Genomic DNA, 25,994 nt, shown 5'->3' with positions numbered 1-25,994 from the left:
AAGAGAAGGAGGATAAGGGCAGATGGATCGCAAGGAGTCTCTGTTGCATTTCTATACCTGCCAGGTGGAACCCGCTAGAGCAAAGCTTATGGAAGATTTGCAGCATACGCTGGTTACGAGGCGCACGGAATTGGAAGCCGAGTTCATAGATCATTTCAAGCATATGATTCGGGATGTTAGCGAAGCCCAAGAACGGGGGGAAAAGGGGAATGTTGCCTATATCCAGTATTCCATGCTGCGAACAGAATTGGTAGGAGGGGCGATGAACATCCTGGTTGAGGCTTGCGATGATTCATGGTTGCTGGATCGCTCCCCTATCCGGGCATTCTATTCAGCTAACTGGGCGTATGAGTGCATTGGACGGATGCTGGATGGATTAAGAGAAGCGATACCCAACTACCAAGGAAGCGTGCCGCTGGTGGAATTGGACCGAATCATGTTACGGGAAGCGGGATTGGTAAACCGGTATCTCGTACAGTTCATACGCCGCAGCTGTCGCGCTTTGGAAAACTTCCAGCTAGATTCGCTTATGCATTTGGACCAGGTATTCGAAGTGCGAGTGGGCGAGTATCTGGATGCCAGCGAGTGCGTCTTTCGTTTGGATCGGCGAAACAGAAGCATTGAGGATATTGGCGCGGCATTGGAAGAAAGCGACGGTCTGGAGGTCATGTATGCACATTTTAAAGGACTCGATATGAGCGAAATGGAGTGCAGCGATCTGGATTTTCGTTACAGCCGCTTTGAACATATCGACATGCATTCAACCGATTTTCAGCGCTGTGTTCTGGTGGGGACGCTTTGGCGCAACTGCGATCTGGATGACGCCAACTTCACGGGAAGTGTTCTGCATGGAGCAGACTTTAGTGGCTGTTCATTGGCAAGAGCCGTATTCCGGGACACGATCGGAGAGGTAGGGCATGCGGAAGGACTCGTGCAGGGGCCAGGTTATGATGCGCTTAACTTCGAAAATGCAAACCTTGCAGGAGCCGATTTTCGCGGGGCACGCCTTCGCGGAGCCATATTTCGCGGGGCTAACCTGACCGGTGCGTTATGGGACGGCGCCGATGTAGAGGGGGCTATTTTTGACCATACAGAGAGGGGAGACGCCGATGATCCGATACTTTCGTTTAACGGCTGATGACAGGTGGATCCACCGGGTAGAAACGGAACCTGTTGGGGAACTGCAGCGCAGGGCTTGGGTTCAAGCTTTCCAGGATTCGGGCAGTGAGCACACTGCCATTAACCTTTATGTGCGCGGCGGGTTCCATGTGGATTATACGGATTATTTAGAACAACCCATGCCCCTGGTATCGGATCGGCTGCTTGAAATACTTACGTTGTACCAGCCGCGAATCCAACGAAGGGCCACTGTATTAACGGACAAGGAACGGATGACCCAGGAGACATACTGGGCTATTCATCCTCCTGCATTGGCCAATGTATTATCCCCTCAAACCCTTAGGCGAAAGGACGGAAGTCTGGAGCAGATTGTTCTGAAGCGGGAATTCCCGGAGTCGCCCTTGTTCCAATTAATGGAGCTGCGCGAAACCGTGATCATTGTCAACCTTGCTTTGGCCGAAAGCATTCTGCGCCGTGATGTAAAGGGAGTGCGGTTGGTTCCATTGGACATGGAGCAAGCCTATTAGAAAGGAGCGTTAAGATGGCGGAAAATCAAGATCAGGAGGCACAGATTCGAACGTCTGGAGAAGCCTCCAAAGGTTACGTCGTTGCAGGAGCGATCCTTAAATGCAATTGCGGGACGCAACGTACACGATTGAAGATTCCATTCAGCCATGGAGTTTATATTAAAGGCAAGGCACAGATGACGGTCGAAGATTATGTACCAGGCATTCATATCGGTTCATTCGGCAATTGTTCCAATCCACTGAATCCAGCAGTGGCGGCAAGTACAATGGTTGACATCTATGGGGTCAAGAAAGCCCCATGCGTACCTGTATTGACTATGCCTTGGCTTCACGGAAAGGGAGATACCAAGGTGGAAGGGAAGGCTGCGCTGCTGAGTCACTGTACGCATAAGTGTCTGTATGGCGGCGATATCGTCATTGAGGATGACGGGCAGCAATTGGACTTTTGACGATGAGTGAAATCACGGAGAAGAAGCCTGATCGTATCGGATACGAACAACTTCGCCTATATTGGCCTTATCGTGCACAGTGGCTGGAAAACGTGCAAATCACCCGTCAGGTAAACGAGCATGCGAAGCTATATGTTAGCGGCATCCTTCCAGAAGAGGATGGACCGGGTATTCTCCGGGTTCAGGCAGAGGGAGAACCTATTGTGCTCAGGCAAATCGATGAAAGCGGCAGATCCGTGCGGCGTCTCTTCCATGGGGTCTTGACTTCGTTCACGGTTCATCTGTCGGGAGGCATTTATCGGTTTGAGCTTGAGGCGATGTCCAATTCCTACCAAATGGATATTCGCCTGGAGGAACGGGCCTTTCAAAACAGAGGCTGGACGTTCAAAGAACTGATCCAATTCATCATGAAACCCTATCCGAACTCGGACGTTCTGGATCAGGTGACTGGTGATACCAAATTAAGCCACCTTGTTTTACAATATAAGGAGACCGATTGGATGTTCCTGCGCCGGCTCGCCTCAAGGTTCGGCACAGTGTTGGTGCCCGAGATTACGGCAGCGTCTCCCAAGCTCTTTATCGGTTTGCCGGTAGGCAAGTTGTGGAAGTGGCCGGAGGACCAGCCTTACCAGGTTCGCAAAGAGCTGGGCGGAATGGATTGGCATGGCTCCGATGTAGAGCATCGTTATATCATCCGTGGGCCGAAAGGCACGCAAGGCGTATTACAATATACCATGGAAAGTTCCGAGACCTATGCACTCGGAGACAAGGTTGAGCTTCCCGATGGCAGGGAGCTAACCGTCGTGTATGCATATTCCCGTCTGGAATCGGGTCTGTTGATGACCACCTATCGCATGGTTCCCGAGGATCAGATTCGCGTTCCGCGCTGCGACTTGTCGGACCTGATTGGCTTGTCCTTATACGGTGAGGTGGTTCGTGTCATTCACGATCATGTTCAGCTTTCATTGCCGATGGACGAAGGCCCTATGACGCAAGGGGCGGCCTGCCCCTATCCGATCGCTCCGGCTTATGCGGCTGAAGGACATAGCGGGTTGTACATCATGCCGGAAATCGGGGATACGGTGGAACTCTATTTTCCGGGGAGCCGGGAGTCCGGAGCATACATCCGCCATGCTGTTCCTGAGGGGAAGCGATCTGTCAGCGGTGGATCGGATCATAAGGTGTGGGGGCATCCTGCTGGAAGCTCCATCGGTATGTCGCCTGAGGAGGTTACGCTGCAAGCCGGATCGGGGATGACGATCACCTTGAACGACCAGGGTGTAATCCTGGAAAGTCCGGGAAACCTGTCCATTCAGGGAAGCAATATTACATTTAAAGCTGGACAGATCGAAGCTACGGCACCGGAAGCGATCTGGCTGCTTGGCGGCGGAGGCAGCTTCATATTGGACGGAGAAGCGAATGTTCGGGGGAGCGTGATTCAGCAGGAAGGCAGCAACAAAGCGCCTGTGCATGTAACAGATTTGCCGCCAGAGCCGGAGCCGCCGTTAATGCCGATCGAGGAGTATGAAGCGGCCCAGGCTGCTGCAGCCGCAGAAGCCGCCGCGGCAACGCAAGCATCGACGACCAACCCCAAGGCAGGTTCGTTGTTTGGAGCAGCGCTCGCTGTTGCTGGCATGATACCGATCGTAGGTGCACTGGTAGGAGCTGCTGTTGCCGCTCAAGCGGTGGGAATGGCGGCTGCGGCGGCAGGCGTCATTGGGGCCATCCCCAAAACAGGGTCATTCAGGCCTTCCGCACAGAATTTGCTTGATCGTCTCACAAGCGGATTTGTTGAGTTGCAACAACAGGAGAACGATGCCAAGGCGATGATGCTTGGTAAAATGCTGACGGCTGCCCGAGAGCTCACGATGGCCACGTCCCCTACGGATTGGGTCAAGAAACTGTTGCAACAGAGCACCGAGATGAGCGCTGCTTATTATGAGGTTCCGCCGTATATTCGGGAGAAGTGGGTTAAAGCTTCTGCGCCACCAGAACCCGCAGATCCGGGTTATCGTCTGGTGTACAACTCACAATGGCGATTGTGGTTGCCTGTTAATGAGCAGGGAGTTACGGATCAGGCTGCTTTGCAGGCGTACCAGAAGGATAAAGGGAAGATAGACATGGGTCCCTTGTTACAAGGCCCATACCCGGTAGAACCTGTTGTGGATCTCTATCAGATGCAGATTGATGATCTTGAGCAAGGGAAACAGCCTTTTTCTGGAAGACCGGTTAGCGAAGAATATGCTAAAATGATGATAACTTGGCTGAAGGTAAATCAAGCTTTTTCTGGACTTCAAATGATGGTAGGCAGCGTGTATGGTGCCAAGGGAGTATCAGGAGCACAGCTTAACAAGGCATTGTCTGGATCGAAGGCTATACCTAGTACAGGTACAAAAACCAGTGTGACGAGTACGATGATCACTGGGGTGAAGAACTTTGGCAAGAAGTACTGGGAAGACCACTCGGTTATCAGGATCGTACCTGGGTACTTTTGGTCTAAAGAAGAAGGTACGGGAAATCGAGTAGGGAGCATCAAAAAGCCAGCAGGAAAAGTTACCAATAGCGAATCGGGATCACCCCCTAAACCAGCAAAGAATGCATCCGAATCGGAGAGTAATAATACGAGTCGGACGCCTTCGTCAAAAACAAGTGAGTCAGACACGACGACACCGCCGAAAAACAACATGACGTCGAAGAACAAACCAAATGAAAATGAATCAGAGTCACCTCCTAAACCAGCAAAGAATGCATCCGAGTCGGAGAGCAATAATACGAGTCGCACGCCTTCATCTAAAACTAGTGAGTCAGAGACGGCAACAACGCCGAAAAACAATACAACGTCGAACAATAAACCCAGCCAAAATGGTCCGCCGAATGAGGTGAACTCATGGAAGTCTTCTGCACCGAAGAAGACGGATAAGAGTAAACAGCAAGCTGATTCGAAAACGCCGGAATCCTCCCAGTCAGAGAAACCTAAAGTGAATCCGAATAACAATAAGCCAAAGGATGACTCTGGAGCCACTGAGGGGACGCCTAAAGCTCCTAATAAGACTCATGTTGATAATCCATTTGACGATGCAGGTAAGCTAAAACCGAATGTGAAATATAAAGCTGGTGAGCACCAATATGACTACGAAACGGATCATATGGGGAGAATTGAAAAATTTACTGCTGATGATTTAAAATTGACTACAAGAGATGAACGATTACCGCATGCTGCAAATACACCAGGTAAGCAGCCTGGCGACCATGCAGGTCACTTGGCAGGGGATAGGTTCGGCGGTTCTCCTGATTTAGACAACCTTGTTTCGCAATCAAGTGAAGTAAATTTAAGCAAATATAAAAAACTTGAAAACAAATGGGCAAAAGCATTAAAAAACAACAAAAATGTAAAGGTTGAGGTTAAAATTAAGTATGACGGCGAGAATCCTAGACCTACAGAATTTGAAGTAATTTATGAAATTGATGGAGCTATTGATAAGCTTGTTATAAAAAATTAAGGAGAGATTCTATTGACTAAGAGTTTTGAAGATTACTTTTCAGAGTTGCAGGCTGACATGGTATCTACATGTTTGGAGTACGTAGATCGCAAAGCAGATGATATTTATTTATATTGTTCTTATGAACCAGAGGCCTATTATTTTAATGTGTTTTATAGGATTAATAAGACATTTGTACTAAAGCATAAGATTAACGATGCCGTTAAAGTAGTAAATGGTACACCAGAATATAACTATGATGTTTCAAGGGATAGACAATTAGGGCTCTTAGATATTGGCACCGAGGATCTAAAGAAAATTCATGAGGTTTGTAAAGCTTTCAGACGAGAGATGCCGACTGAAATGAAATTACATTACAACGTTGAAAAAAATAGTTTAGCGGCAAATTTTAAATATGATCTGGTATATTCAAATGATGATGAATTACTTCCAGACGATATATTCGAACAATGGTTTGAAGAGATTAAGTCACAAGGGTAGTACACTTTAGGTTTGAAAAAATTTAGGCTATATCTCGGGTTTACATTTTAGAAGCAAGATCGTACAATACAACCAACAAACCAAACACTAAATAATTCAAACACTTGATAAACTTTCAAAAGCTCTTTCCCACTTGAACCATGAGTAGGAATGAGCTTTTTTTGCATGCCCAAAATCAAAGGAGGATGTAACCAATGGCAAAACGTGAACAGGTAGTGGCAGAAGAGTTGAAGAACCAGCAACTAGCACAGGAAGTAGAAAAAGAAGTGGGGTCTATTGCCCAGGATCAAGTAACAATGCGTGTTCGACAAGGAAGGCAGAAGAAATACTGGCACTCGTGCATGCAGATGGAGACACAACCAGAAGCTATCAGGAACAACGAGATTTTCTAATCAAGAGCCATATGCGGGACATACAGTTCAACAAGAAGGAAATCGAATATGTAGAAGGCGAACTGCAAGGTATGATGAAACGGCTAGACTACCAACTAGAAACGATGCCAGGCATAGATTTGGTAACGGCATCTTCTCTAGTGGCAGAAATAGGCGACATTAGCCGTTTTGCCAGCGCAGATAAACTGGCACGTTTTGCAGGGATAGCCCCTGTCAATTTCAGTTCCGGCGGCAAAGGTACGAACCAAAAAAGCAGACAGGGTAATCGGATACTTCATGGTTTGTTTTATAACCTAGCTGTCCAGCAGGTACAAGTTTCAAAAGGTAGCAAGAAACCACGTAATCCACTGTTTTACGAATACTTCAACCGCAAGAAAGAAGAAGGCAAAACACCAACGCAAGCATTGGTATGTGTGATGCGGAGACTAGTCAACATTATTTACGGCATGATGAAGCACAAGACAGCGTTTCGTCTCCCCGAACAAGTAGAAAAACAAGCGAGCTGACAGGTGGTATTGCTAGTATTCTAGCAACCACCGTTACTTTTCAATAGATTAGCTTTACAACATAGGGGACGGGACAAGCTGTTAAACCGCCACCAATAGTCTATGAAACAGTTAAGTATGGTGATCATTTTACAAGAAAAAATAGAAAAAAAGTTTTAAAACCAAATATAGAATACACATCACCAGATGGGTATACTTATCGTACGGATAGTCAAGGGCGTGTTATTGAATGTGAAGGGGCACTTGTGCTTGGTAAAGGAGACCGAAGTGAATATGCCCAGAGGACGGTAGGGAAAGGGCAAGGTAGGTTACCTGATGACGATGGTGGACACTTGATAGGAGCACAGTTTAAAGGTCCAAAGGATATTGACAACTTGGTTCCACAAATTAGCCAAATTAACCGCTCTGGTGGGGAATGGTATAATATGGAGTCTAAGTGGGCAGAGGCTTTGAGTGAGACACCTCCGAAAAAAGTTACTGTAAAGATTGAACCGGTTTATTCAGGGACCTCCATGAGACCAGACTCCTTTGAGGTAACTTATCAAATTGAAGGAAAGAAGCCAGTACAAAAAACAATTAAAAATCAAGTCGGAGGTTGATTTCGTTGAGTATAGAAAAAGAAATGAATCGAATTTATAATCGAATAGCTGAAACAGTGAATGAAATGATTCCAGAAGAATGGGAAACGTTTTATTTCTATGCTCAAATTTCTGAAACAGGTGGAGGGACTTACTTTTTTTATAACACACCTGAGGATGTGCAAAATTTTAAATATAGTTTAGAAATCCCTTACTATTATGATAATTATAAAGAACGAAATAAAATTAAAGGCAGAATTCTACTCGAATTAAGTGAAAAACTAAGAAAGACTTTTATAGAAAATGAACAAGAACCTTGGTATTCATTCACATTATCGCTTAGTAGGAATGGTAAATTCAAGATTCATTATGATTATACAAATTGGTTTGATACGAATTATAGTTTTGATGATCAGTTGCTTATTTGGGAATATAAATATTTGGGTAATTTACCAGAGGATGAAGAGATGAGAGGATTAATAAACAGGTATATAGAAGAATATCCGGATAATCCGATTTAAGTTGGACAACGACGAATTATTCTGAGTCGATTGTTCAGGCGCCAGAGTCTAATTAAAATTGTCTTCATTATATCGAAGGGAAAATTTATCTATTTAATAGTAGACTCATTGATATATAAACCGCAATTAAGATCATAACCTGACAAGCAGACGATCAATCATTTCCATCGGATACTGATTAATTCTCTTCATAATTGACTCACATAAAGCCTGATTTTATAAAATTTGTCAAAGAAAACGTTGTTTACAATGTCCGCTTTGAGCCACACTCATAACCCTTCAACTGGATTTAAGTTTGGGCTGTAAGGGGGTGAAAACACCAACTGCATACGCGGATGTTTCTTCAAGAAAGGCTGTAACTCCGTAGCGTGATGAATCCGGCTATTGTCCAAGATCAAGGCGATTTTTCCACTTGGATAGGCGGAGAGATACAGGTATTTCCAACATAGGAAATGTAGGCAGTGAAGATAGAGCCCAACAACTATATACCTGGGTAAAGGGGGAAACCGTAGGTACATTGTCAGAGCGTTAAAGATCCCGAATATTAAAGAATGATGAGGGGGATATCTATGAATTTAGTTGAAAAAATAAATCATATATTCACTTTGAAAACTGAATTAGAACAAAAAAATAAGATTAGTGAGATAGGGGACATTATCGAATATGGCAGCCTAGAGAGAGAAGAATTAATTGCTGCAGTTAATTTAATGTTATCATTTATAGTTCGAGAAATTGGTATTTCGGTGAAAGAAAGTCTATTAAATGCTGTGAATAACGCTTTGGTTTATCAAAATGTAGGGACAGAGGTTTCTTTTGATATATTGTTACCTTATATGTCAAAATTCAGAAAAGATCATTTGACGTACGTTTTGACCTTTCTGGGGTTTTCAGGTAAAAAGGAGTACAGACAGCTACTAGAAAAATATCTGAACTACAATGATGATGAGATAAAGGAAGCTGCTCAAGAGGCAATTTGTGAAATTGACTTCAGAATCCAAAACAGTAAAATGTAAATATTGAAGTGAGGAAATAGTGAAATAGCCGCCAGTGCTATGGTTTCTTTATCCCTGTTCTCTCTGTATCAGCTGTTGATGGATGGACCCCACCAAGTAGGGAGTGTATTGGGCTCTGAGCCAAGCAGACTTATCCCATGTAATACCCGAATAAAGATTCTACATTTCGTTTGTAAGCACATTAATGCTTGAATTTTATACCCTAAATAACGCTATTCCGTTACATTGAACAGGTTGATTATGGTCAGATACTACCGTAATTGACCTGTTTTTAGTTATCTTCGTTTTCTTGCGTTTTTTAATTTACTCGGAACTCTAGAATACACCGCTCCATAGGGATGATGGGATTAGGGGGAAATTTCCTCTTTTGTTAAACCCCTATTTGAACTTGGATAGAAGTAGGGAACAAAATGAAAAAGAAACAGTATGTTTATTAAGCCATCGGCGCTGAATTTGCTGAATCGCTTCATTAGCGGATTTTCCGAGTTACAACAGCAAGAGAATGACGCCAAACGAAACTTGTTGGGAAAAATTTTGACAGCTGCCAAAGAATTGACCACTTCCACCTCACTGACGGATTTCATGAAGAAACTGCATCAACAGAGTAACGAAGTTAGTGCGGCGTATTATGAAACCCCTCCGTATATTCGGGAGAAGTGGGCAAGTCAATTTATACAATATCAACAAGCGGATCAGGAACTGAGGGACTCTCTGGATTACTTCAAAAAAATGATGAAGAATCCGGATGAATATAATGTGCTACTCGTAGGTGCTCAATTTGCAAACATTACCTTTGACATTGGCAGACCTTATATTACTGAGGAAGAGCTAGGGAGTTACGACTATTGGAAGTCTCAAGGGCTGAGCCTTGATGAAATGAAGTATTTGGCATGGAGACTGAAAGCCCCCATGAGTGATGAAGCTTTTGTAGACTTGTGGTATGGCTATTATGAACATGATGCAATGCAAAAAGGCTTGCATGGTCAAGCTAATTTTAGAACAAAGGGGAGTTCTGGAGGCGGCTTTGTAAGCCCACCGAAGTCGATCCCGCAATCAGGTGAAACTACGCCGTCCAAGGGCAAGAGGTTTTTCCGAAAGTTTTCAGAAAATAGTCAAAAGATGGGGACCGTGTCTGGTGAAGGCAGCAATTGGGGCAATAAAAAGAAAAATAAAACAGGCGAATCTGCTTCAGAAAGCGGAAAAGTAGCCGATAATGAAACAGGATCAGGATCACCTCCTAAACCAGCAAAGAATGCATCCGAGTCGGAGAGCACTAATACGAGTCGCACACCTTCATCTAAAACAAGTGAGACAGAAACAACAACAACGCCAAAAAACAGTACGACGTCGAAGAAAAAACCAAACGAAAATGAATCAGAATCACCTCCTAAACCAGCGAAGAATTCATCCGAGACGGAGAAGAATAATACCAGTCGTACGCCTTCGTCGAAAACAAGTGAGTCAGACACGACAAAACCATCAACGAATCATACAGCGTCGAAGAACAAACCAAACGAAAATGAATCAGAATCACCTCCTAAACCAGCAAAGAATGCATCCGAGTCGGAGAGCACTAATACGAGCCGCACACCTTCATCTAAAACAAGTGAGTCAGATACAACAACAGCGCCAAAAAACAGCACGACGTCGAAGAATAAAAATAACCAAGATGAAGCTCCGAATGAGGTGAACTCTTGGAAACCTAAAGCATCGAAGAATAAGGATGAGGGTAAACCGAAAGATGATTCTAAACCACCAGAATCCTCACAGTCAGATAAACCTATGGAGAATTCAAATACTAATAAGCCGAAGGAGGGCTCGGAAGGTACTGAGGGGACGGGTGAAGTTAAATACAAAGAAGGATATTATTTTGAGCATTTAACTGGAAAGGTAGAAAAAGTAACAGAATGGAAGGGTGTTAGCGGTGGTCATAACTACGAAGAATTTAGGAAGTTTTTTGGCGCAAATGAGAAGTACTCATTACAAGAGGTGAAAAAAGTAGAACATTCCGACATTCCTGGCATTTATGATTTGGAATATAGAATGATGGTTGAAATAAAAGATTATACAGGGAAAGGTACAGGTAAATTTAGGTATATACCCAAGGAAGATAAACCACCGTATAAAAAAACTATATATGATCCTAATATAATTTCTAATGACGAAATTATACGATTAGGAAAAGAGGCAATGGAGGAAGGAATTAACTCGAAAAGAGTAAGTCAATTGAAAAGTCAAAATAATAAGCAAATAATCCGAGGAGTTTCAAGTAATGGGTTGAAGTTTGAAGGGATAAAAAATATTGATACTGGTGAAATTGAAAACTTTTATCCGGTATTAAAATTTGGAGAAAACTAAGGTGAAGCCATAATGACCACTGTTTACGATGATAAGAATAAGTTTATTCTCAGGTACGAAGAAAACGGACTTGAAAAAGGCTCAGTTATTGATGTTCTTGGCGATTTTGTATTAGAGTATGACTTTGTTAAGGTATTAGATGGATTTTTAAACGAATACGTTGAGAGACGAGATTATATGGGGGTTATATATTCAGATGAATACGATGTTGGCGAAGAAGGTTACTTTGGCGAGAATAGTGTTTTATTTTATTATGGTGTAGATGATAATTATGATATTGTAAGTTACAAAGAACTGTATGATTACTTGAAGGTAGCATGTAGTTTTTATATTGAAAAGAACGCTGACCAAAAAGATTTAATAAACAAATCTTTATTAAGAATAAAAGAAAAATATAATATTAAAGAATAACAATTGAATTGGCGAGTATAATCCATAAGAGCGTCAGGAATTGGACAATACAATGAACGGATCCACAACACGAGCAATGCCCGTGTTGTGTTTTTTTCGTTCCTTGGTATGGGCACAGCAGTTGGTGAAGTAGTCCATCCCAACCAGTGCCGAATTACCAACAGTTCAACGAATAACCCACGTAATACCCGTTTAGAGATTTTGTCATTTCGGGAGTACGCACATTAGCTTTAATTTTATAACCTAAACAACGCTATTGCGTCGCAATGAACAGGTCGATAGTGGTCAGATACTACCATGATAGAGCTGTTTTTAGTTATAGGGCGGCGGCAACTCTAATAGAACGCCAAGCAAGCTGATATAATGGCGGTAATCAGAAAAACGGTTACCACCTTCTTTACTCCCAATTTTAAGTTTACAACTTAGGGGACGGGTGAATTTACGAAGAGGTATGGTGACCCTCCTGTAGAAGAATTAAGTTAAGATTGATGTTGCTGCTGAAAAGAAAGCTGAAGAAGTAAGAAGTACAGGATTGAAAAATATAGAGGAGTTTGCAATGAATACTGGTTTGGAGTTACAAGAGGCAATAAATTTAAAATCACATCTTTTTCTTAATAAATATGATCTTCCAGCTTACGATGAGAAAGGTTTGTACTTTTATAACTCTAAATTAACACCGGATCCTGAAGTAATATATGCTTTTCATAAGGCAATGGAAGGAGAACTAACGCCAGAACAGAAAAAATGGTTTCAGCAGTTAAAAGCACATGAATTAGATGAAAAAGCCCGAATGGATTCAGGAAATGAATATTATAGAAATCCAGAATCTTGGGATTTTGAGGAGAAAGTTTGGAGATCAAAGCCTCCAGGTGCACATGAGAATGCTGTACCTCAACCTAAATTTGGAACATTCCCGGGTTATAAGGAAGAAAGTGCGAAATTTCATCAAATTAGAAAAGGTGATTTTTATGATATTGTCTTTTAGTAGTGCAGTAAAAAGGATAAAGGATATTAACTGGTCTATTGAAGAAGAACCCAAAGAATCCCATTCGGTCTTGTTGTCCGAATACTTGAGAAGAATGGCTGTTTTTGTGAAAACTTATTCTTCTAACCATAACCCGATAGGAAGTCCGCTTAAAATTTTCAATATAGATGACAATAATTTGTTGCTAAAGATCGATAGGAATTTTGATGAAAAATTACCCAATATCAACAATCCTATACATTATAAAATTTGTAGAAATTATTTAGAGGCAGCAAGTATTGTTGAAATGGGGCATTCAGAAGCTTTAAAAGTAGCAAATATTTATGAACCCATTATTAATTTTTTTGAAAGGGGTGGAAATTTAAGATTTGATAGCGACAGGGCACTGAGTTGTGGTAGTGCTGCTTTTGTTCTTGAAAATTGGGTTGATTTCCATAGTAGTAGGATAGAAAAAGATATTAGCGATTTCAATTTGGAGAGAATTGATCTTAATGAAACAATGTTTAGGGTGCAAGCCCCTTGAATTAATAAAATATGTAACTTGAATCAGCCACGGCCCAGTGCCAGTTCTTGGACTTGCGTGGTGGTGTTCCAAGTTGATAAGTCATATCCCAAACAACTTATAATTTAAAATAATTATATACCTTTACATCAAACAGGTGACTATGGTCAGATACCACCATAATTGATCTGTTTTTTGTTATCTTCGTTTCCTTGCGTTTTTTAACTTATCGGTAAGAATTTTTTGGAAAATAGTCAAAAGATGGGGGCCGTGTCTGGTGAAGGCAGCAATTGGGGCATAAAAAGAAAAATAAAACAGGCGAATCTGCTTCAGAAAGCGGAAAAGTATACGATAATGAAACAGGATCAGGATCACCTCCTAAACCAGCAAAGAATGCATCCGAGTCGGAGAGCACTAATACGAGTCGCACACCTTCATCTAAAACAAGTGAGACAGATACAACAACAACGCCAAAAAACAGTACGACGTCGAAGAATAAACCAAACGAAAATGAATCAGGATCACCTCCTAAACCAGCGAAGAATGCATCCGAGACGGAGAAGAATAATACCAGTCGTACGCCTTCGTCGAAAACAAGTGAGTCAGACACGACAAAACCATCAACGAATCACACAGCGTCGAAGAACAAACCAAACGAAAATGAATCAGAATCACCTCCTAAACCAGCAAAGAATGCATCCGAGTCGGAGAGCACTAATACGAGCCGCACACCTTCATCTAAAACAAGTGAGTCAGATACAACAACAGCGCCAAAAAACAGCACGACGTCGAAGAATAAAAATAACCAAGATGAAGCTCCGAATGAGGTGAACTCTTGGAAACCTAAAGCATCGAAGAAGAAGGATGAGGGTAAACCGAAAGATGATTCTAAACCGCCAGAATCCTCCAAGACAGATAAACCTAAGGAGAATTCGAATGTCCATAAGCTGAAGGAAGATACGAAAGATTTCGATGATAGAGAAGATGACAATTGGGAAGCCCAGAAACCTATGTTTGGCGAAGACTGGGATGCATACTTTAGATCTAAATACGGAGATAATAATGTTACATGGGTGACTAAGAATAAATTCGAGTATGTAGACGGTTTTGACGATCATCTAATAAATGCACAGAGTATTGTAAGGAAAGGGAATAAAGGCGTTGTGGGAGGTCACAATTTAGATAGTTTCGAAAAGATTTTAACAGATCAAGGTTGGAATTTTGATGACCTTATTGTTTCCAAAACGCCACACCCCACAATCCCTGGAGTCTATCAAATTCAGTATAGAATACCAGCACTTGATAGGGAATTGAAAGTAATACCTGATCAGTATAAAAATATATCACATCCTAAGACTGTATATGATCCAAGTGTAATCTCGAATGATCAAATAATACAATGGGGGAAAGAAGCGATGATGAATGGAGAAATTGTGGGTAGGGAAATTCGAGGAACAGCATCGAATGGCTTGAAATTCACGGGTTACCTCAATGAAAATGGAAAAGTGACTAATTTCTTTCCGACCACTTCAGACTAATTTCTAGGAGGGTGATTTGATGAGTGTCAAATTAACAGAGAAAGAATTATTAGATATGTATTATCGACACCTTGAGGGGAAATATTTTTTAGATGCACTTAAAAACTACTGCAATGGAAATGGGTTTGGTGGTAGTGAGAGTGTTTGGTGTGTTTTTGCTGGTGAGTTAGATGAGTGGGAAGAAGGTTATTTCGGAGATGAGGGAGTTTGTTATTTTTTTGACTACCCTGCGGTAGAGGAAGATCAGAGAATTGTATTAGATTACCCAACTTTCTATCAGTATCTAAATGAAGCAAGTATGGATTATTTAATACGGAATCCAATTGTTAAGGATGAGGTTGAAGCTCGATTAATGGAAATCAAACAAAAGTTCAACATTGAATAAGTTGGCGAGAACATTTCTAACCAATATCATGACTTAGATAGATATAATAATCAAATCTTGTCTACAACTTCAACATAGAGAGCGTAAACACAATCAGTTCTATCAGGCATGGGAACGCGGTATACAGATGCGTTTTTCATTCAATGAGTGTGGCTATGCACTCTTTACCTTTTCCACGACCTGAAACCACGTATCAGTTCCCCAGTGCCTAAACGTTTCACGAGAACGGACTTTCTTCGGACGGGTAGAGATGGATTACCATAGGAGCTGTATCCTGATTTACGGTTTGAATTTTATAGAGTGGAGGCCGATGTAAATATACGAAAGTTGGTTTTGGTGTGAATGTGGTTAAAGTAAAAACGTGGAAAATGCATTAAAGTAAATATAAGGAGGTTGGCTATGATAAACATAAAGAAAGTAGATATTTCCTTTAAAAATATCGGAAAAACTTTATAGATGGCATTAAGTTGGAAGATGTGAAAAAAGAGTACACAGAGGATTTTAAAAAAATAAAAGAAATAATTGAGCAAAATAAAAAAGCTGTAGATCACATATTATTAATTAATCTTGAATCAGTATTGTCTTATCATCTCTCGTTGTGGAAACAAGATGTTCTCATTAACGGAGGAAACATCCCTGAGCATCTTAAAACAGTTCAAAAGGTTGTATTCTATCAATGCATGGCTCAAGATGTTTATAAGGATCGGTATCCTAATATGATGCTGGAGTATTCTTTTGAAAAAATTATTATTGCGTTGGTCCATTTTGTTATTTTTGGGTGGGAGAAAGAGGAGAACATACTATTTAACTTCATGGAAAAACGATTTGGGACAAAATATTTGAATGTAAAGGAGACCCATAAACATCTATGGTTTCTTTTAGAGCTTTATTTACAATTTAGAAATCAGAAGATATGGGGTACGGACATAGAGGTTTCGAAAAATACAATAAAGAGATTGAATGAGCAGGGCATAAACACAGGCTTGATTCCAGAGAACCTGAGTGTGTATGAAGATGTGTTGCAACAATGGAGAACATCTGATCTTGGATTGATCACTGTGCTAATCACCGATATGTCTATTTATCATCTCAACTTAGCAGCGGAAATTGGTCAGTTTGAGGAATTTGGTGATTATATGTATGGATTTTATCCTTACGAAATTCTGTTTTTGCTTTATGTACGAAAAAGTCTAGGTTTAACCAACCCTGATGAATTCAATGACTACCTAATGAATACACCAGAGGCTAAAATGGAAATTAAACATCCAGAACCTTATCTAGAATGGGACCCTATGTTACGAATGATTGATGATTTTTATCGTGAAAATTACCCTGAGTATATCCCAAATCAGTATGGAAATCTGTTTGAATAGAAAAGGAGCGCGGCGAGCATATGGTTCAGAAAGATTTGGTACCTATCATATTTGCAAATGCAGAGGTCGTTGATAAAATATTGAATGACCCAGACGAATCATCGACATATTACAGTATGCTGAATTATGGTTTGGCGTCCAAAAGATTTTTGTTTTTGGATTACAAAGGGGAAGAGGGCAACGAAATCATCAATTACATTTTGGACTATGAGTTTGCCCATAATCTCGAGTTGGGAACCTCGGATGAGTTGGAATTATTGGGGGACTTCTATGTTCTGTTCATTGCTAGTATTGGGGATAAGGAAGGATTAACGCAAGTGGATTTATTGAAAGATGAAGACATACCCAAAAAGGAACGTCATATCCAATTATACATATAAAATTTGTAGGAGAGTAAGGGGAGAATTGATCTTGTGGTATGCAAAAAACTCTCACCGAATTCTTGTGGATTTTTAGTGTTGTAGTTTTTTTATTCTTTAGGCGATAATAAACTCAGTGTACTCTTTCCACTTATAGGCTACCAAATGTCGAGTGAAATGTCTCCCCTTACCTCAATAACCTATGTTTTGCTTGTATGTACTAAAAGATACGTGTGTAGAAAAAAAGTATAATCAAACAGGTGGATTACGGACAGATCTAATTCATCTGTTTTTTGTTTTCTTACGATTTTTCAATTTACTCGCAACTGTAGAAAATCTCTGGATCAGCTATACTTAATTGGACAAAAATAAGGGCTTGTAGAATAAACCTATCTTCCTAAGAAGCGGATCTGGTTGAGGAATATAGCCTCACTGCCTCGTCTCTGGATCGCTGGATCAAGCAAGCCAAGACCTCGAGTTCTTTCAAAGAGGAGGATAACCGTTCATCAGAAGAAAATGAATGGATTGCTCAAAGAGCAATTGAAAATGGAGAGGTTCCAAAAGTAAATTTAATGAGAAACAATTAGCACAGATTGAAGCGGGGAAAGCTAGAATTCAAGGTTTAACTTGGCATCATCATCAAGTAACTGGAAAAATGCAATTAGTGGTCACAGATACACATGGCGTAAATCACTTGGGTGGAAATGCGATATGGGGGGATGGAATAAGATGATGAATGTTGAATGGCAATTTGCTGATAAAGAAGTGAGTCGAGAAGAAATTGATGCAGTTTCAAAAAAAATAGGTTATAGATTTCCACTAGACTATATATTATGTTCGATGGTTAATCATGGTGCGAATGTAGAACCTGAAGTCTTTGATGTAGGACATAAACAAAAGGTGTTTGGTTCTCTCCTGTCATTTGATGAGTCAAGTCCAGACAACTTTTTGAAGGTCTATGAGAACTATAAAGAAACATTACCGACTGGAGTAATTCCTTTTGCATTCGATCCGGCTGGAAACTTAATTTGTTTTGACTATAAAGAGAGTGAAGATATGCCGAAGATCGTTTTTTGGGAGCATGAAGGAGCGTGGGAGAAATCAATTCTCGTCCAGGACGAAGGTTTGTCTGTCGAACAAGCTGAAGAAAGAGCGCGAGAGAACATATTTTTTGTGGCTAATTCATTCACTGAACTACTTGAGAGCTTGCATGATTAATAAATGTCTGTAGATTCTATAACATACAGAACTCACTCCTATATAAAACTATAATTAGGAGTGAGTTTTTTTAGGTTCATTTGATAGATGAAGACACACGAAAGTGGATTGTCAACATTAGATCAGACAACTTTTTTAAGGGCTGCTTGACGATACTGAACAGGCGTCAAATATCCCAGTGATCCATGAACTCGGTGCCTGTTAAACCAGTTGATGTAGTCGTATAATTCCAATTCCAAATGACGGAGGTTTCGGAATTCCATCTGGTAAATAAACTCCGTTTTCATGATCTTGTAGGTGGCTTCGGCCACGGCGTTATCGTAAGGACATCCTTTCTTGCTGAGTGATCGGCCAATACCAAACATGCCTAAAAGCTGGTCCATCGTATGGTTCTTAAACTCACTCCCACGATTCGTATGAAACCACTGGATTTGGCTCAAGTCGCCTTCTACCGTTGCGAAGGCAGGGGAAACCAGAGCAGCGTCTTTATGTGGACCTGCACTATGGCCAATGATCTCGCGATTGAACAAGTCAATGAGGACGCAAACGTAATGCCATCGATACCCGACCTTCCCATATGTGAGCTCGCTTACCACGAAGCGCTTTGCTTCCGTCTGATTAAACTCACGACCCAGTTCATTCGCCGTTGTTGCCTCATTACAGGCCGTTTTGTGAGGTTTAAACTGGGCAACGGTGTACGCGGAGACGAGGCCTTGCTCTTGCATGATTCGACCTGAAGCTTGGCTTTTATCTTTCGTGTACCGTAGACTTTTCGATTGTTGTGGAATATCTCCACAATAGCTTCCGTGAGCTCATCTACATTGGGCTTTTCCTTCGCTTCATGATAGAAGGTGCTTTTGGCGATTTCGAGGACATTACACATTGCTGATACCGAGTATTGTTCACGGTTATTCTGGATGATAGCTACCTTCGTCCCATGATCAGCGCGGCTTGCTTTAAAATGTCGTTCTCCATCCGTAGACGCTCAAGCTCTTTACGCATAGCCATTAATTCGTTTTCTTCAGGTGAACGGTTGTCCTTCTCTTTGGAAGAGCCAGTGGCCTGCGATTGCTTGATCCAACGGTCTAGAGCCGAAGCAGTGAGGTCGTATTCCTCCACAATGGCAGCTCTGGGCTTGCCGTTTTCATAGAGCTCTACCATTTGTTTTTTAAACTCCGTTGTGAATGTGCGTCGTTGTTGTTTAGGCATTGTAGAAATCCGCTCCTTAATATGATAGTTCTATTCTAAAGCCCTTATTTTTTCTGTCCAACTAAGTGTAGCCGATCCACCACTACATCGGAGAAACCTAGGGGGAGTTCGGATCAACGGAAGGACGATTCGGAAAGTGTTGAGGGGATGGATAATAGTGCTTCTAGCACGATAACATGGAATGAGTTTCAAATTGAAAATATATAGAAATGGTGTAAGAGATGCGGTTTGGGATAATGCTAAAGATGAAGATGGTAATGTAAGAGATCCATTGACTAATGTCATAATGAACAAAGACGAGCCATGGGAAATGGGGCATAAGCCAGGTTATGAATTTAGAAAGCATAAGAAAAGTGCACAACAAAGAGGTATAACAAGAGAACAATTTCTAGATGAGCACAACAATCCTAAACACTACTATCCGGAGCTCCCAGAATCCAATCACAGCCATAAGGGTGAAGATTTAACGGACAATTATTTCGGAGATTAAGTTTAGGAGTGTTGGAGCAGGAGGGGGGATAATGGAAATACCAAATGATAGTAAATTGCTCGCTAAATCAGCTTTAAAAGCATTAGGTGGGAATCCCGTTATTCACAAATATTGGGATGATGATGAAGTGGGTAATATTGATATTTTATCAACTGTTGATAGACCATGGGAAGGTATTACGTCATATGCAACTCTCGGATTATATATGCATTCAATAGGAAAAATTGTAGATGGGAAGTTTTTGAGGGTAGAAATTGTAGGGGCAAGTGCAACAAGCCATAAAAAATTTTCGAATATTTTAGCAACTTGTGCATTTTGTATAATTAATTCAAAAATGCCGATTTATCCAGGCGCAATATTCAATGATGTGGTGAAGATGTATTATCCTGATATAGACATGAAACATATGCTCTTCGTGCCTCCATTTCTTTGGGAAGAGCAATTACAAACAATTGATTCTCTAGATAAAAAAGTTGCATGGTTGCTTGCTGTCCCAATTTCTGAAAATGAATACTTATTTGCTCAAGAATATGGCTCCAATAAACTTGAAGACCTATTTGAGCAGAAGCAGATTGATATTTTCGATATTGAACGAAAATCAGTTTTGTAGTATCGTGCTACTAGTGTCAAATCAGCTAAGCTGTGTCTTCAAACCGTTTAAATAGTAATGCATGGGTTAAATAGTTTAGATGAATACTCGATATGAGATCAAAGAGACCAATGGCAGCGAGTCCGAGATCTGTTTCCACCTGAACGAAAACCACAAGGAGGACATCCCGCTTTGGACAACTGAATCATGTTAAATACAATGCTTTGGGTTGCACGTTCAGGCGCCCCATGGCGTGATCTTCCTGACCACTTTCCCCATTGGAAATCCGTGTACACTCGCTTTCGACGTTGGCAGAACGCCGGGATTTGGGATAAGGTGATGAAGGCTGTCTCCCTGGATAACGAATGAGAAAGTATTATGATTGATGCCACGATTGTGCGTGTTCATCACCATGATCGGGCGCAAAGAGGGGCAAAAGCAAGCAAGCGATCGGACGTTCCCGTGGTGGATGAAGTACCAAAATTCATGCCATCGTCGATGCGTTAGGAAATCCACTACGTTTCGAATTAACGGATGGTGAAGCTCATGACTCGGTTCAGGGCTAAAAGCTTCTGCAAGCGAGGGAATCTACAGGGTCAGGTAATGATCAATCGCTTGAGTTGATCGAGAATGGTAACAATCCATGGCCAGATGGACTTTCGCGGTTCGAAAATACGTTTCTATCGCCCAACGTTTACTATAATAACTCAGAATCTCATCATTGCTTAGTGAAACATCCGTACTTAGAAAAGCTTTCATTTGCTTGGGATCAAAACCTTTCCCCTCTTTCCAATACAGCAGCAGGACGGCGTATTCCAAGAGATCGAGTTTTCCTTCATAACGATATATTCGATAAGCGGAGGAGCTAACGGTCACCAGGTTGGTATTCGATTTTTAGATGTAGGAAGCAAAGCTTGTTCACCTCTGCGCGGGGGGGTTGGTGATACTTCTATTTTACGCAGAGAGTCGGGTGTGTCTCTTTTTACATTTCATGGAACCAATTTTGGGCAAGTACAGTTATAACCAAATAATGCTATTCCGATACAATCAAACAGGTTGACTATGGTCCGATACTACCATAATTGACCTGTTTTTGTTACCCTCGTTTTCTCGCAGTTTTTTTATTACTCGCCGATTTCATCTGCTACGCTCAAGAAGCGGGTGCCCATTTTTTCCGGACCTGAGATCAATAACTACTGTAAGTGCGTCTTCTTGATAAAAAGATAATTCTGATCAGTAAGTGTAAAAACAACACGTATCAATAAATCTTGAATCAATGAGTGGATATGATCCAAATCATCCAAATCATAAAAATAACTATCCTAGACCACCTAAAAATCACTATAAATATAGAGGGTCAGATAATAAAGGAAGGTTGCGAGATACAGAGCAAAAGATGATAGAATATCTGAGAGAAAGGTTCAAAAATAATCCTCATGTTAAAGGCAGTATTGAAATTATTTCACATAACCCTATTTGTAAAAGTTGTAATGATATTATTGATCAATTTCAAATTGATTTTCCGAATATCAAAGTCACGAGAGTTCAAATCTTGGATGACTTGAATTGAGTAGAATATGGAGGAGATTTAACATGGATATTTCAAATAAGGGTGAGTTAAAGAAATTCTTATTAACATTAGAAAAAAAATCATACCCAATGAAGCCTTGTAGTGAAGATGAGCTAACAAAATTAAAACATTTTTCTCCAACAAAAACGCTGCCCTCGAATTATTTAGATTTTATGAGTAAGTTTGGGAATGGTGCAGAGTTTTTGACTGGTACACATTATACTATGAAGTATATATTAGAGTTAAAAGAATGGGCTGTAGAACTTTTAGAGGAAAATAGTTTCTCAAAAAAACTCACAGATAATCAGTTTGTGTTTATGATGCACCAAGGATATATGTTTTGGTTTTTCAATTTGGATGAGGGTGATAATCCACCTGTGTATCTTTATGATGAAAGTCTTGATCTAACTGATTTCAAAAAAGTTAGTGATACACTTTCGGAATTTTTAATTTCATTGTATGACTGATATATATCGAGTTTAATTCAATAATAACCAATAGTGCCACAATACGAGCTAGCCGCCCGTATTGTGGTCTTTTTTTATCCTCTATATGTATGGCGGTAGATGAAATAGATCACCCCCAGTGCCGAATGAATCCATCATTTAACCAATAACACATATAACCCTTGTAATACCCGTATAAAGATTTCTTCATTGCGGTTGTACGCACATCAAATGCTTTAATTTTAAACCCTAAATAACGCTATTCCGATAAATCCAGCAGGTTGATTATGGTCAGATACTACCATGATAGAGCTGTTTTTAGTTATAGAGCGGCGGCAACTCTAATAGAACGCCAAGCAAGCTGATATAATTGTGGTAATTAGAAAAATGGTTACCACCTTCTTTACTCCCAATTTTAAGTTTACAACTTAGGGGACGGATGAATTTACGAAGAGGTATGGTGACCCTCCTGGGAAGAATTTAAAGTTAAGATTGATGTTGTTGCTGAAAAGAAAGCTGAAGAAGTAAGAAGTACAGGATTGAAAAATATAGAGGAGTTTGCAATGAATACTGGCTTGGAGTTACAGATGAATAAGCTCTTTGAAGAAGCTAAATGCATTATTCGAAATATTGATTGGAGCCATATTGAGTTTAAGAGACCGTCATATGTTGTGTTGTTGTCTGAGCACCTGAGAAGAAGCTCATTATTCTATGATTATTTTCACAAAGATTCGATGAGGTTAATAGTATTTAGTGCTATGGACTTTATCGATATGCAATTACCTAAAAATATATTAGATGAATGTACGGAAACACTCCAGAATGTAAAAGGTATTTTTGTCAGAGAAGTGTGTAGACATTATTTGGAATGGGCTTATTTGATAGGGGAGGGTGTGCCGATCGCTGTTCAGTTTCAGGAGCTATACTTACCCATAATAAAGCTATTTGAAAGAGGGGGCAGAATACAATATGATAAAGGACTGTTGATTATTGGGGGATTAACTTGTTCGCGATTTGTATCTTCGGATTCTAGTTTGTTTGAACCAGAGGATATTAGTGATAGTTATCTAGAGGAGATAGACAAAGATGTTTTGAATTAGTGAATATTGTAAAATGTTTTATATAACTATCTTTCAACACTATCAACAACGCCGCAATGCGAGCTATCAGCCGTGTTGTGGTTTCTTTTTTGTCCACCGCTATATGCTAAAAAATACAATTATCTAAGTGGCGGCTATTGAAAAAATAGACCACCAGTGATGAATGAACCCATTATTCCATCAATAACATATATAAACCTTGTAATAACCGTATAAAGATTTCTTTAATATGGGTTGTACGCATATCAAAGATTTAATATCGAAAATGAATCAGAATCACCTCCTAAACCAGCGAAAATTCATCAGAGACGGAGAAGAATAATACCAGTCGTACGCCTTCGTCGAAAACAAGTGAGACAGATACGACAACAACGCCGAAAAACAGTACGACATCGAGGAATAAAAATAACCAAGATGAAGCTCTGAATGAGGTGAACTCTTGGAAACCTGAAGCATCGAAGAAAAAGGATGAGGATAAACCGCAAGCTGATTCCAACCCGTCAGAATCCTCACAGTCAGATAAACCTAAGGAGAATTCGAATGCTAATAAGCCGAGGGAGGACTCGGAAGGTACTGAGGTGACGGGTAAAGGTTCTGTTAAAATTGAAAAGATTGATTGGAGTAAATACAACAATCTCAAAAAGAGTGGTTGCAACAAATGATTAAACATGAGCTTACGGAAATTGAACTTATGAAGCAAGGATACCCATACAAAAATCCTGGTGCGTACAATCCTGACTGGAATACCTTTGGTAATAAACCACCAGGAGCACACGACGCAGCTGATCCTCAACCTAGAGGTGAGTTTGATGGCGCGTTTAAATATAATCTTTCTGAACAAAACAAGATAGAGAAACAAATAGAAAAAGAAAAAGAAAAAGGAGAATAAATGTGGAATATTTAAAACAGGCGATTAACCGTATATCTGTAATTGATTGGAGCTGTCTTGGAGAAAAGGAAACCATGTCACAAAGTCATTTGTGTCGAGAGTATTTGAGAAGAGCAACAAAATTTTTAAAAGAGTACCCAGGTACTTGCGTACCTCCATTTATTATGATTTCAAATTCGATCACGAAGCCACATGAAAACATTGAAGTGATTTCCATATTAGATGAAATAAACAATTCCTACCACAGAGCTCTTGTTACCAGTTACCTTGAATTATGTGCTCTTATTGATGAGAAAAACCCAATTGCTATAGATAACAAGGATTTGTTTGAACCAGCAATAAAATTATATGAAAGAGGTGGCTTTTTTCATAGAAGGGAAGGATATATATATATAAATGGTAATGCTATTTTAATTGCAAATGTTGCTTGGGATAAGCAGGAACCGCTAGATATTAGTGATGAAACCTTGGAAGCGCTAGATAATGGTTATATCGAGTAAAAATTTTCACATTTTTCAATATTGAGTGGGCTGCTTAGTGACGATTAAGATCCTCATAAACCAATAATTAATGAAAAAAATAATTGGGTTTATAATGCCGAAGGAAGATTATACAGAGCAGTTGACAAACCTAGCCCTTTAAAACTTGATAATTATACTTAACAACCCGTCATTAAAAAAAAATAGGAAGAAGCAATGTGAGCAAAATAATATATTGGTCTAAACATGTGCAATTAGACATTAGAATAATTAAAAAGTTGGAAGGTAAGTGGGATGTTCAGTTTCCTAAAGAGGAGGTGCGATCGAACTCCTAGTGTAAAAGTTACAGTGTATGTTACTTTGGCTGAAATACTATTGAAGAATAATCAAACTATTTCTAAAGAAATTATTGATGCTATAATTGGCTTTAAAATGGATTCAATTAATGAGGAACTTAGCTTAGATGAATTAACAGATTTATCAAGAGCCGTTAAGAATGTTTAGAATAAGATTCTGGTTCTGATAAAAACAATCTACTCACAATATTACTAATATCACCACAATGTGAGCTAACCGCCGTATTGTGGTTTCTTTTTTTCGCCACTCCATTCTAAAAAATATAATCATTTAAGTGGCAGCTTTTCAAAAACACTCCACGCTGAATGAACTCATAATTCAACCAAGAACACATATAACCCATGTAATACCCGTATTAAACATTTTTCTATTTTCGGTTGTACGCACATTAGATGATTTAATTTCATAGCCTAAATGACGCTATTCCGTTACTGAAGTAATATATGCTTTTCATAAGGCAATGGAAGGAGAACTAACGCCAGAACAGAAAAATGGTTTCAGCAGTTAAAAGCACATGAATTAGATGAAAAAGCCCGAATGGATTCAGGAAAGGAATATTATAGAAATCCAGAATCTTGGGATTTTGAGGAGAAAGTTTGGAGATCAAAGCCTCCAGGTGCACATGAGAATGCTGTACCTCAACCTAAATTT

27 protein-coding genes and 4 pseudogenes are annotated in these 25,994 nt (G+C 40.3%); 28 read left to right on the top strand and 3 right to left on the bottom strand.

Annotated elements, in window-relative coordinates; translation table 11 throughout:
- Window positions 1-22: 22 nt before the first annotated feature.
- The 8 genes and pseudogenes from L6H98_RS28435 (at window position 23) to L6H98_RS28400 (ending at window position 8,072) form a co-directional block, all read left to right on the top strand.
- Window positions 23-1,138: a pentapeptide repeat-containing protein gene (locus L6H98_RS28435; RefSeq protein ID WP_236421071.1), complete on the top strand. Its 1,116-nt coding sequence runs from the start codon at window positions 23-25 to the stop codon at window positions 1,136-1,138.
- Window positions 1,110-1,646 carry a hypothetical protein gene (locus L6H98_RS28430; protein ID WP_236421070.1) on the top strand — a complete coding sequence of 179 codons (537 nt, stop codon included), beginning with the start codon at window positions 1,110-1,112 and terminating at the stop codon, window positions 1,644-1,646. Before L6H98_RS28435 ends, L6H98_RS28430 begins: the two co-directional genes overlap by 29 nt.
- 14 nt (window positions 1,647-1,660) lie before the next feature.
- Window positions 1,661-2,095 carry a DUF4280 domain-containing protein gene (locus L6H98_RS28425; RefSeq protein ID WP_236421069.1) on the top strand — a complete coding sequence of 145 codons (435 nt, stop codon included), beginning with the start codon at window positions 1,661-1,663 and terminating at the stop codon, window positions 2,093-2,095.
- 2 nt (window positions 2,096-2,097) lie between these two features.
- Window positions 2,098-5,595: a DNA/RNA non-specific endonuclease gene (locus L6H98_RS28420; protein WP_236421068.1), complete on the top strand. Its 3,498-nt coding sequence runs from the start codon at window positions 2,098-2,100 to the stop codon at window positions 5,593-5,595.
- A 12-nt stretch (window positions 5,596-5,607) separates the two neighbouring features.
- Window positions 5,608-6,075, top strand: a complete 468-nt coding sequence (locus L6H98_RS28415) for a DUF600 domain-containing protein (protein ID WP_236421067.1) — start codon at window positions 5,608-5,610, stop codon at window positions 6,073-6,075.
- Between the two features lie 289 nt (window positions 6,076-6,364).
- Window positions 6,365-6,973: pseudogene (locus tag L6H98_RS28410) on the top strand (transposase); the annotation flags it as partial.
- Between the two features lie 95 nt (window positions 6,974-7,068).
- Window positions 7,069-7,572: a DNA/RNA non-specific endonuclease gene (locus L6H98_RS28405; RefSeq protein WP_343261792.1), complete on the top strand. Its 504-nt coding sequence runs from the start codon at window positions 7,069-7,071 to the stop codon at window positions 7,570-7,572.
- Between the two features lie 11 nt (window positions 7,573-7,583).
- Window positions 7,584-8,072 carry an immunity protein YezG family protein gene (locus tag L6H98_RS28400; protein WP_236421138.1) on the top strand — a complete coding sequence of 163 codons (489 nt, stop codon included), beginning with the start codon at window positions 7,584-7,586 and terminating at the stop codon, window positions 8,070-8,072.
- A 269-nt stretch (window positions 8,073-8,341) separates the two neighbouring features.
- Here L6H98_RS28400 and L6H98_RS28395 read toward each other — a convergent pair whose 3' ends face one another.
- A complete protein-coding gene (locus L6H98_RS28395; protein ID WP_236421066.1) occupies window positions 8,342-8,590 on the bottom strand; it encodes a transposase in 249 nt (82 codons plus the stop codon).
- Between the two features lie 51 nt (window positions 8,591-8,641).
- Here L6H98_RS28395 and L6H98_RS28390 point away from each other — a divergent pair, with 51 nt between their 5' ends.
- From L6H98_RS28390 to L6H98_RS28340, 11 genes and pseudogenes are all read left to right on the top strand, one after another.
- Window positions 8,642-9,085 carry a hypothetical protein gene (locus L6H98_RS28390; RefSeq protein WP_236421065.1) on the top strand — a complete coding sequence of 148 codons (444 nt, stop codon included), beginning with the start codon at window positions 8,642-8,644 and terminating at the stop codon, window positions 9,083-9,085.
- 426 nt (window positions 9,086-9,511) lie between these two features.
- On the top strand, window positions 9,512-11,443 hold the full coding sequence (locus L6H98_RS28385; RefSeq protein ID WP_236421064.1) for a CdiA family toxin C-terminal domain-containing protein: 1,932 nt from the start codon (window positions 9,512-9,514) through the stop codon (window positions 11,441-11,443).
- A 12-nt stretch (window positions 11,444-11,455) separates the two neighbouring features.
- Window positions 11,456-11,854, top strand: a complete 399-nt coding sequence (gene cdiI / locus L6H98_RS28380) for a ribonuclease toxin immunity protein CdiI (protein WP_236421063.1) — start codon at window positions 11,456-11,458, stop codon at window positions 11,852-11,854.
- Window positions 11,855-12,410: 556 nt separating this feature from the next.
- Window positions 12,411-12,839 carry a hypothetical protein gene (locus L6H98_RS28375; protein ID WP_236421062.1) on the top strand — a complete coding sequence of 143 codons (429 nt, stop codon included), beginning with the start codon at window positions 12,411-12,413 and terminating at the stop codon, window positions 12,837-12,839.
- Entirely contained in the window at window positions 12,829-13,362 is a 534-nt protein-coding gene (locus tag L6H98_RS28370) for a hypothetical protein (protein WP_236421061.1), read from the top strand. The genes L6H98_RS28375 and L6H98_RS28370 overlap by 11 nt, the downstream gene beginning before the upstream one ends.
- A 269-nt stretch (window positions 13,363-13,631) precedes the next feature.
- Window positions 13,632-14,879: a CdiA family toxin C-terminal domain-containing protein gene (locus tag L6H98_RS28365; protein ID WP_236421060.1), complete on the top strand. Its 1,248-nt coding sequence runs from the start codon at window positions 13,632-13,634 to the stop codon at window positions 14,877-14,879.
- A gap of 19 nt (window positions 14,880-14,898) precedes the next feature.
- Window positions 14,899-15,264: a ribonuclease toxin immunity protein CdiI gene (cdiI, locus tag L6H98_RS28360; RefSeq protein WP_236421059.1), complete on the top strand. Its 366-nt coding sequence runs from the start codon at window positions 14,899-14,901 to the stop codon at window positions 15,262-15,264.
- Window positions 15,265-15,663: 399 nt separating this feature from the next.
- Window positions 15,664-16,637, top strand: a pseudogene (locus tag L6H98_RS28355) (hypothetical protein).
- Between the two features lie 20 nt (window positions 16,638-16,657).
- Window positions 16,658-17,017 (top strand): hypothetical protein, encoded by a 360-nt coding sequence (locus tag L6H98_RS28350; protein ID WP_236421058.1) that lies wholly within the window; start codon window positions 16,658-16,660, stop codon window positions 17,015-17,017.
- Window positions 17,018-17,588: 571 nt separating this feature from the next.
- Window positions 17,589-17,729: an HNH endonuclease gene (locus L6H98_RS28345; RefSeq protein ID WP_356724750.1), complete on the top strand. Its 141-nt coding sequence runs from the start codon at window positions 17,589-17,591 to the stop codon at window positions 17,727-17,729.
- Complete coding sequence (locus L6H98_RS28340; RefSeq protein WP_236421057.1) at window positions 17,726-18,214, top strand: SMI1/KNR4 family protein; 489 nt, start codon at window positions 17,726-17,728, stop codon at window positions 18,212-18,214. The genes L6H98_RS28345 and L6H98_RS28340 overlap by 4 nt, the downstream gene beginning before the upstream one ends.
- A 122-nt stretch (window positions 18,215-18,336) precedes the next feature.
- Here L6H98_RS28340 and L6H98_RS28335 read toward each other — a convergent pair.
- Window positions 18,337-19,423, bottom strand: a pseudogene (locus L6H98_RS28335) (IS3 family transposase).
- Window positions 19,424-19,604: 181 nt separating this feature from the next.
- On the opposite strand from L6H98_RS28335, the gene L6H98_RS28330 reads away from it, so the two are divergent.
- From L6H98_RS28330 to L6H98_RS28320, 4 genes and pseudogenes are all read left to right on the top strand, one after another.
- Complete coding sequence (locus L6H98_RS28330) at window positions 19,605-19,913, top strand: HNH/ENDO VII family nuclease (protein WP_290371502.1); 309 nt, start codon at window positions 19,605-19,607, stop codon at window positions 19,911-19,913.
- A 31-nt stretch (window positions 19,914-19,944) separates the two neighbouring features.
- The gene (locus L6H98_RS28325; RefSeq protein WP_236421056.1) at window positions 19,945-20,523 is read left to right on the top strand and encodes a suppressor of fused domain protein; all 579 of its coding nucleotides are present in this window, start codon (window positions 19,945-19,947) and stop codon (window positions 20,521-20,523) included.
- Window positions 20,524-20,709: 186 nt separating this feature from the next.
- A complete protein-coding gene (locus tag L6H98_RS31465; protein ID WP_356724693.1) occupies window positions 20,710-20,871 on the top strand; it encodes a transposase in 162 nt (53 codons plus the stop codon).
- 50 nt (window positions 20,872-20,921) lie between these two features.
- Window positions 20,922-21,053 (top strand): annotated as a pseudogene (locus tag L6H98_RS28320) (IS5/IS1182 family transposase); the annotation flags it as partial.
- A 37-nt stretch (window positions 21,054-21,090) separates the two neighbouring features.
- Here the strand turns inward: L6H98_RS28320 and L6H98_RS28315 are convergent.
- Window positions 21,091-21,321 (bottom strand): hypothetical protein, encoded by a 231-nt coding sequence (locus L6H98_RS28315; RefSeq protein ID WP_236421055.1) that lies wholly within the window; start codon window positions 21,319-21,321, stop codon window positions 21,091-21,093.
- Between the two features lie 457 nt (window positions 21,322-21,778).
- Between L6H98_RS28315 and L6H98_RS31295 the strand changes: the two genes are divergently transcribed.
- The 5 genes from L6H98_RS31295 (at window position 21,779) to L6H98_RS28290 (ending at window position 25,007) form a co-directional block, all read left to right on the top strand.
- Window positions 21,779-22,072: a deaminase domain-containing protein gene (locus tag L6H98_RS31295; RefSeq protein ID WP_290371501.1), complete on the top strand. Its 294-nt coding sequence runs from the start codon at window positions 21,779-21,781 to the stop codon at window positions 22,070-22,072.
- 23 nt (window positions 22,073-22,095) lie between these two features.
- Window positions 22,096-22,539 (top strand): SMI1/KNR4 family protein, encoded by a 444-nt coding sequence (locus L6H98_RS28305; RefSeq protein WP_236421054.1) that lies wholly within the window; start codon window positions 22,096-22,098, stop codon window positions 22,537-22,539.
- A gap of 542 nt (window positions 22,540-23,081) precedes the next feature.
- Window positions 23,082-23,618, top strand: coding sequence for a hypothetical protein (locus L6H98_RS28300; RefSeq protein WP_236421053.1), 537 nt, complete (start codon window positions 23,082-23,084; stop codon window positions 23,616-23,618).
- A 658-nt stretch (window positions 23,619-24,276) separates the two neighbouring features.
- Window positions 24,277-24,507, top strand: a complete 231-nt coding sequence (locus L6H98_RS28295; protein ID WP_236421052.1) for a hypothetical protein — start codon at window positions 24,277-24,279, stop codon at window positions 24,505-24,507.
- 2 nt (window positions 24,508-24,509) lie between these two features.
- Entirely contained in the window at window positions 24,510-25,007 is a 498-nt protein-coding gene (locus tag L6H98_RS28290) for a hypothetical protein (protein WP_236421051.1), read from the top strand.
- Window positions 25,008-25,994 lie beyond the last annotated feature (987 nt).

It is taken from the genome of Paenibacillus sp. JJ-223 (genome assembly GCF_927798175.1).
GTDB classification, from domain to species: Bacteria; Bacillota; Bacilli; order Paenibacillales; family Paenibacillaceae; genus Paenibacillus; species Paenibacillus hubeiensis.
The sequence above is the reverse complement of the archived record's forward strand: the minus strand, read 5'-3'. Positions and strand labels throughout refer to the sequence as shown.

Excerpts from the sequence above, each read along its gene's own strand:
- L6H98_RS28435 (WP_236421071.1), top strand. The coding sequence starts at position 23 with ATGGATCGCAAGGAGTCTCTGTTGCATTTCTATACCTGCCAGGTGGAA.
- L6H98_RS28430 (WP_236421070.1), top strand. The coding sequence starts at position 1,110 with ATGATCCGATACTTTCGTTTAACGGCTGATGACAGGTGGATCCACCGG.
- L6H98_RS28425 (WP_236421069.1), top strand. The coding sequence starts at position 1,661 with ATGGCGGAAAATCAAGATCAGGAGGCACAGATTCGAACGTCTGGAGAA.
- L6H98_RS28420 (WP_236421068.1), top strand. The coding sequence starts at position 2,098 with ATGAGTGAAATCACGGAGAAGAAGCCTGATCGTATCGGATACGAACAA.
- L6H98_RS28395 (WP_236421066.1), bottom strand. The coding sequence starts at position 8,590 with ATGTACCTACGGTTTCCCCCTTTACCCAGGTATATAGTTGTTGGGCTC.
- L6H98_RS28390 (WP_236421065.1), top strand. The coding sequence starts at position 8,642 with ATGAATTTAGTTGAAAAAATAAATCATATATTCACTTTGAAAACTGAA.
- L6H98_RS28385 (WP_236421064.1), top strand. The coding sequence starts at position 9,512 with ATGTTTATTAAGCCATCGGCGCTGAATTTGCTGAATCGCTTCATTAGC.
- cdiI (WP_236421063.1), top strand. The coding sequence starts at position 11,456 with ATGACCACTGTTTACGATGATAAGAATAAGTTTATTCTCAGGTACGAA.
- L6H98_RS28375 (WP_236421062.1), top strand. The coding sequence starts at position 12,411 with ATGAATACTGGTTTGGAGTTACAAGAGGCAATAAATTTAAAATCACAT.
- cdiI (WP_236421059.1), top strand. The coding sequence starts at position 14,899 with ATGAGTGTCAAATTAACAGAGAAAGAATTATTAGATATGTATTATCGA.
- L6H98_RS28350 (WP_236421058.1), top strand. The coding sequence starts at position 16,658 with ATGGTTCAGAAAGATTTGGTACCTATCATATTTGCAAATGCAGAGGTC.
- L6H98_RS28340 (WP_236421057.1), top strand. The coding sequence starts at position 17,726 with ATGATGAATGTTGAATGGCAATTTGCTGATAAAGAAGTGAGTCGAGAA.
- L6H98_RS28330 (WP_290371502.1), top strand. The coding sequence starts at position 19,605 with ATGAGTTTCAAATTGAAAATATATAGAAATGGTGTAAGAGATGCGGTT.
- L6H98_RS28325 (WP_236421056.1), top strand. The coding sequence starts at position 19,945 with ATGGAAATACCAAATGATAGTAAATTGCTCGCTAAATCAGCTTTAAAA.
- L6H98_RS31465 (WP_356724693.1), top strand. The coding sequence starts at position 20,710 with ATGTTAAATACAATGCTTTGGGTTGCACGTTCAGGCGCCCCATGGCGT.
- L6H98_RS31295 (WP_290371501.1), top strand. The coding sequence starts at position 21,779 with ATGAGTGGATATGATCCAAATCATCCAAATCATAAAAATAACTATCCT.
- L6H98_RS28305 (WP_236421054.1), top strand. The coding sequence starts at position 22,096 with ATGGATATTTCAAATAAGGGTGAGTTAAAGAAATTCTTATTAACATTA.
- L6H98_RS28300 (WP_236421053.1), top strand. The coding sequence starts at position 23,082 with ATGAATACTGGCTTGGAGTTACAGATGAATAAGCTCTTTGAAGAAGCT.
- L6H98_RS28295 (WP_236421052.1), top strand. The coding sequence starts at position 24,277 with ATGATTAAACATGAGCTTACGGAAATTGAACTTATGAAGCAAGGATAC.